Origin of the sequence: Paracoccus marcusii (assembly GCF_006151785.1) — a bacterium.
Lineage (GTDB): Bacteria > Pseudomonadota > Alphaproteobacteria > Rhodobacterales > Rhodobacteraceae > Paracoccus > Paracoccus marcusii.
On record NZ_VDDD01000184.1, the window covers coordinates 1 to 5,039 of the forward strand.

At 70.7% G+C, this 5,039-nt stretch carries 6 protein-coding genes; all 6 read left to right on the plus strand.

Translation table 11 applies throughout. From position 1 onward, the window contains the following. The coding region (locus FHD68_RS17555) for an RsmB/NOP family class I SAM-dependent RNA methyltransferase (protein ID WP_139086402.1) at positions 1 to 623 on the plus strand (623 nt) is incomplete at its 5' end. Positions 624 to 683: 60 nt separating this feature from the next. Then, positions 684 to 860 (plus strand): hypothetical protein, encoded by a 177-nt coding sequence (locus FHD68_RS19195; RefSeq protein WP_157001474.1) that lies wholly within the window; start codon positions 684 to 686, stop codon positions 858 to 860. A gap of 61 nt (positions 861 to 921) precedes the next feature. Continuing rightward, the gene (gene purH, locus FHD68_RS17560; RefSeq protein ID WP_127897437.1) at positions 922 to 2,508 is read left to right on the plus strand and encodes a bifunctional phosphoribosylaminoimidazolecarboxamide formyltransferase/IMP cyclohydrolase; all 1,587 of its coding nucleotides are present in this window, start codon (positions 922 to 924) and stop codon (positions 2,506 to 2,508) included. Further along, positions 2,508 to 3,203 (plus strand): signal peptidase II, encoded by a 696-nt coding sequence (lspA, locus tag FHD68_RS17565; RefSeq protein ID WP_240542468.1) that lies wholly within the window; start codon positions 2,508 to 2,510, stop codon positions 3,201 to 3,203. Before purH ends, lspA begins: the two co-directional genes overlap by 1 nt. A gap of 30 nt (positions 3,204 to 3,233) precedes the next feature. Further along, complete coding sequence (locus FHD68_RS17570; RefSeq protein ID WP_127897438.1) at positions 3,234 to 3,752, plus strand: DUF3035 domain-containing protein; 519 nt, start codon at positions 3,234 to 3,236, stop codon at positions 3,750 to 3,752. Then, positions 3,749 to 4,969 carry a cytochrome P450 gene (locus tag FHD68_RS17575; RefSeq protein WP_127897439.1) on the plus strand — a complete coding sequence of 407 codons (1,221 nt, stop codon included), beginning with the start codon at positions 3,749 to 3,751 and terminating at the stop codon, positions 4,967 to 4,969. The genes FHD68_RS17570 and FHD68_RS17575 overlap by 4 nt, the downstream gene beginning before the upstream one ends. Positions 4,970 to 5,039 lie beyond the last annotated feature (70 nt).

The following is a 5,039-nucleotide window of genomic DNA, read 5'->3' on the forward strand; positions in this document are numbered from 1 at the left end:
CCCTGCCCGCGCGCCTGCTGGCCCCGCGGCCCGGCGAACGCATCGCAGACCTGTGCGCGGCGCCCGGCGGCAAGACGCTGCAGCTGGCGGCGGCCGGTGCCCATGTCACCGCCGTGGACATCAGCGAACAGCGCCTGCGCCGCGTGACCGAGAACCTGGCCCGCTGCGGGCTGACCGCCGATCGGGTCGCGGCCGACGTGCTGGACTGGCGCCCAGACGTGGCACCCAACGCGATCCTGCTGGACGCGCCCTGCAGCGCCACGGGCACCATCCGCCGCCATCCCGACCTGCCCTTCATCCGCGACGGCCACGGCATCGCCGAGCTGATCGAGCTGCAGGCGACCCTGCTGGATCACGCGCTGTCGGTGCTGCGGCCCGGCGGGCGGCTGGTCTATGCCACCTGCTCGCTGATCCCCGACGAGGGCGAGGTCCAGATCGACGAGGTGCTGGTCCGTCATCCCGGCGTGATCGTGGAACGCCCGGACCCGTCGCGGATCGACCTGCCCGGCATTGACCCTGCCTGGATCACCGAGGAGGGCGGCCTGCGCCTGCGCCCGGATTACTGGGCCGACCGGGGCGGGATGGACGGGTTCTACATGGCGTGCCTGCGCAAGCCCGGCTGAACGGAACCGTCGGGCCGCCTTGCGCCTTCCTTCCGCGAATGCGGATGAAAGGATGACCAGATGAGGCTGACCACTGTCGCGATGGGACTGAAACTGGCGCAGGCCGTCCTGCGCACGCGCGGCGCCAGCACGGCGGCCAAGGGTGCGGGCGGCCTTGCCTCGGGGATCGGCACGGCCGTGATGGTCGTGGCGGCGGTGCAGCTGGCGCAGCAGCTGTTCTCGTCCCGCAAGCGCTGAGGCGCTGGACGTTCGGCGGGGGTTTCGGTAACTGGGCGTCACCCAGAGACACGAGGCCCCCATGTCCGACCCCGTCGCCATCCGACGCGCGCTTCTCTCCGTTTCCGACAAGACCGGCCTGATCGATTTCGCCCTCGCCCTCGATGCGCGGGGCGTCCAGATCCTGTCCACCGGCGGCAGCGCCAAGGCCCTGCGCGACGCGGGCCTGTCCGTGACCGACGTGGCGGACGTGACGGGTTTCCCGGAAATGATGGACGGCCGCGTCAAGACGCTGCACCCGGCAGTGCATGGCGGCCTGTTGGCGCTGCGCGACAACGCGGACCACGTGGCGGCGATGGAGGAGCATGGCATCGGCGCGATCGACCTGCTGGTCGTGAACCTCTATCCGTTCGAGGAGACCGTCGCCAAGGGCGCGGCCTATGACGACTGCATCGAGAACATCGACATCGGCGGCCCGGCGATGATCCGCGCCGCCGCGAAGAACCACAGCTTTGTCACCGTTGTCGTGGACGTTCAGGATTACGACGCCGTTCTGGCCGAACTGGACGCCAACGGCGGGACCACCCTGCCCTTCCGGCAGCGGATGGCGCAGACGGCCTATGCCCGCACCGCGGCCTATGACGCCGCCGTCAGCACCTGGATGGCCGACGCCATCGGTGAGGCGACGCCCCGCCGCCGCGCCTTTGCCGGCACGCTGGCGCAGGGGTTGCGCTATGGCGAGAACCCGCACCAGCAGGCGGCCTTCTATGTCACGGGCGATGCGCGCCCCGGCGTTGCCACCGCGCAGCAGCATCAGGGCAAGGAGCTGTCCTACAACAACATCAACGACACCGATGCCGCCTTCGAGCTGGTGTCCGAGTTCGACCCGGCGGAGGGCCCCGCCTGCGCGATCATCAAGCACGCCAATCCCTGCGGCGTGGCCCAGGGCGCGACCGCGCTGGAGGCCTATAAGCGGGCGTTTGATTGTGACCGCACCTCCGCCTTCGGCGGCATCATCGCGCTGAACCAGCCGCTGGACGGGGCCACCGCCGAGGAGATCGTCAAGATCTTCACCGAGGTCGTCATCGCCCCCGATGCCGACGCCGACGCGCGCCGCATCTTTGCCGCCAAGAAGAACCTGCGCCTGCTGACCACGGGCGGTCTGCCCGATCCGCGGGCGGGCGGGCTGACCTTCCGGCAGGTGTCGGGCGGCATGCTGATCCAGGGTCGCGACAACGGCCATGTGGCCCGCGCCGACCTGCGCATCGTGTCCGACCGCCAGCCGTCGGAACAGGAACTGGCCGACCTGATGTTCGCCTGGACCGTCGCCAAGCACGTGAAATCCAATGCCATCGTCTATGCCAAGGACCTGGCCACCGTCGGCATCGGCGCGGGCCAGATGAGCCGCGTGGACAGCACCCGCATCGGGCGGCGCAAGTCCGAGGACATGGCCCAGGTCCTGGGCCTGTCGGAACCGCTGACCAATGGCGCGGCGGTGGCGTCCGACGCGTTCTTCCCCTTTGCCGACGGCATCGAGGCCCTGGCCGAGGCCGGCGCCCGCGCGGTCATCCAGCCCGGCGGGTCGATGCGCGACGACGAGGTGATCGCGGCGGCCAACCGCCTTGGGCTGGCGATGGTCCTGACCGGCCAGCGTCACTTCCGCCACTGATGGCCGCGCCCGCGAAACCCGCCGCCCGCAAGGCGCGCCCGGCACCCCAGCCCGCGCGCAGCGACATGCGGCCGGTGATCTGGGTCGCGCTGGCGATCTTTCTGGCCGACCAGGCGCTGAAATACGTCGTCGTCCACATGCTGGACCTGGACCGCGTGCGGTCGATCGACGTGTTTCCCCCTTGGCTGAACCTGCGCATGGCCTGGAACCAGGGCGTGAACTTTGGCCTGATGGCGTCGGATACGGACATCATGCGCTGGGTGCTGATCGGGGTGGCGCTGGTCATCTGCGCCTGGGTATGGATCTGGGTCTGGCGCGCGGGCCTGGGGCGGTTCGCCCGCATTTCGGCCGGGCTGCTGATCGGCGGCGCGCTGGGCAACGTGGTGGACCGCGTTCTTTATGGTGCGGTGGCCGATTTCCTGAACATGTCGCTGCCGGGCTGGCAGAACCCCTACAGCTTCAACGTGGCCGACATCTCGATCTTTGCGGGCGCGTTGGGGCTGGTGCTGATGCCGCAGCCCAAGACGACCGAAACCCCCGCCCCGGCAAAGCCCCGCACACAGCGCACGGCGCCCAAGCCGCCTGCGCGTCCGGCACCCAAGGTGCCTTCGCCGCCGCCCGCCGGTCCGCGCCAGCCCGACCTGTTCGCGCCCGCCGACCGACAGGGTCGTGACGGCGACGGAAAACCGGGCTAGAACGGCGCAACGGACCAAAGGGGGCAGGACATGCGGACAAGCGCGCTGGTGATCGGATTTGCGGCCGCGATGGGGCTTTCCGCCTGTGGCGGCGGGACGCTGAACAATATCGGCGCGGGCCAGGTGGGGCCGGATGAATTCGCGATCCTGCCCACGCGGTCGCTGTCGATGCCGCCCGATCTGGCGGTGCTGCCCGCACCTACGCCGGGCGGCGCGAACATCACCGACCCGAACCCCCGCGGCGACGCGGTCGCCGCCCTGGGCGGCAACCCGGAACGCCTGGCGAACCAGGGCATCGGGGCCGCGGACCAGGCGCTGGTCGCGCAGGCCACCCGCGCGGGCACCGACCCGCAGATCCGCGAACGCCTGGCACAATCGGACGCCGAATGGCGGGCCCGCAACGGCCGCCGCCCGCTGGAGCGCATCATGGGCACGCCGGTCTATCAGCGCGCCTATGCGCCGATGGCGCTGGACCCCGTCAGCGAACAGCGGCGCTGGCAGCGCGCCGGGGCCATCACCTCGACCGCGCCGGCGCCCGCGGCAGAGTGAGCACCGCCGTCTTCGACCCGACGGACCCCGGTTTCGGGGCCGATCCCTGGCCCGCCTATGCGGCGCTCAGGGCGCAGCCGGGCCTGCCCCTCTGGCCGGGCTTCGGTGGCCATCTGGCATCGCGCATGGCGGATGTGCGCGCCATCGCGCTGGACCGGCGCATGGTGCGCGCGCCCGCGGCCTTTGCCCCGCGCGAACAGGTGCGCGCGATGCAGGTCGCGGGCAACTTCCACGACATGCCGTTCCACGAACGCTTCGTGCAGACCTCGATGCTGGACACGGACGGGCCGGATCACGACCGGCTGCGCCGCGCGGTGTTCCCGTTCTTTACCCGGACCCGGCTGGAGGGGATGCGCGGCTTCGTGACGGCCTGGGTCGATGCCGCGCTGGACCGCCTGGTGCCGCAGGGGCGGATCGATTTCATCGCCGATCTGGCGGCGCACCTGCCTGGACAGGTGATCGGCCACCTGATCGGCACGGACCCGGCGCTGGCGCCGCAGATGACCGAATGGTCCGATCACGTGGTCAGCTATTTCGACATCGACCGGACGCCCGCCAAGAAGGCCCGCGCCGAGGAGGCCACGCGCCTGTTCGCGGCGCTGCTGGAGGACCTGCACGCCGAACGCGCCGCCTGCCCGCGCGACGACCTGATGTCCGCGATGATCGAGGCCGAGCGCGCGGGCCTGATGACCCATGACGAACTGATCGCCACGATCATGCAGATCCTGCATGCAGGGCATGGATCGACCATCGACGTGTTGGGGTCGGGGATGGTGGCGCTGCTGGATCACCCGGACCAGGCGGCCCTGCTGCGCGCGCAGCCGGACCTGATGCCGCAGGCGGTGCAGGAGATGTTCCGCTTTTCCGCGCCGCTGCCGTTCTTTCACCGCTATGCGTCGGAGGACCTGACGATCTGCGGGCGGGACTGGCCCAAGGGCACGCTGTTCGGGCTGCTTTACGCGTCGGCCAACCGCGACCCCGAGGCCTTTGCCGATGCCGACCGCTTTGACGTCACCCGCCGTCCGAACGTGCATCTGGCCTTTGGCGCAGGCGTGCATGTCTGTCTGGGCAATAATCTAGCGCGACTGAACATGGAGACGCTGTTCACGGCCCTGCTGGCCCGCGCGCCGGGGATGGCGGCGGATGGGCCGGTGCGGTGGAAACAGGGGCTGCAGGCGCATGGGCCGCTGTCCCTGCCGGTGCGTCTGACCGCCTGACCGGCGCGCGGGTCGGAACGGGTCGCCCGGCCCGCCCCCATCGAGGGGGCCGTCCGGGCGTGCGGCTGGC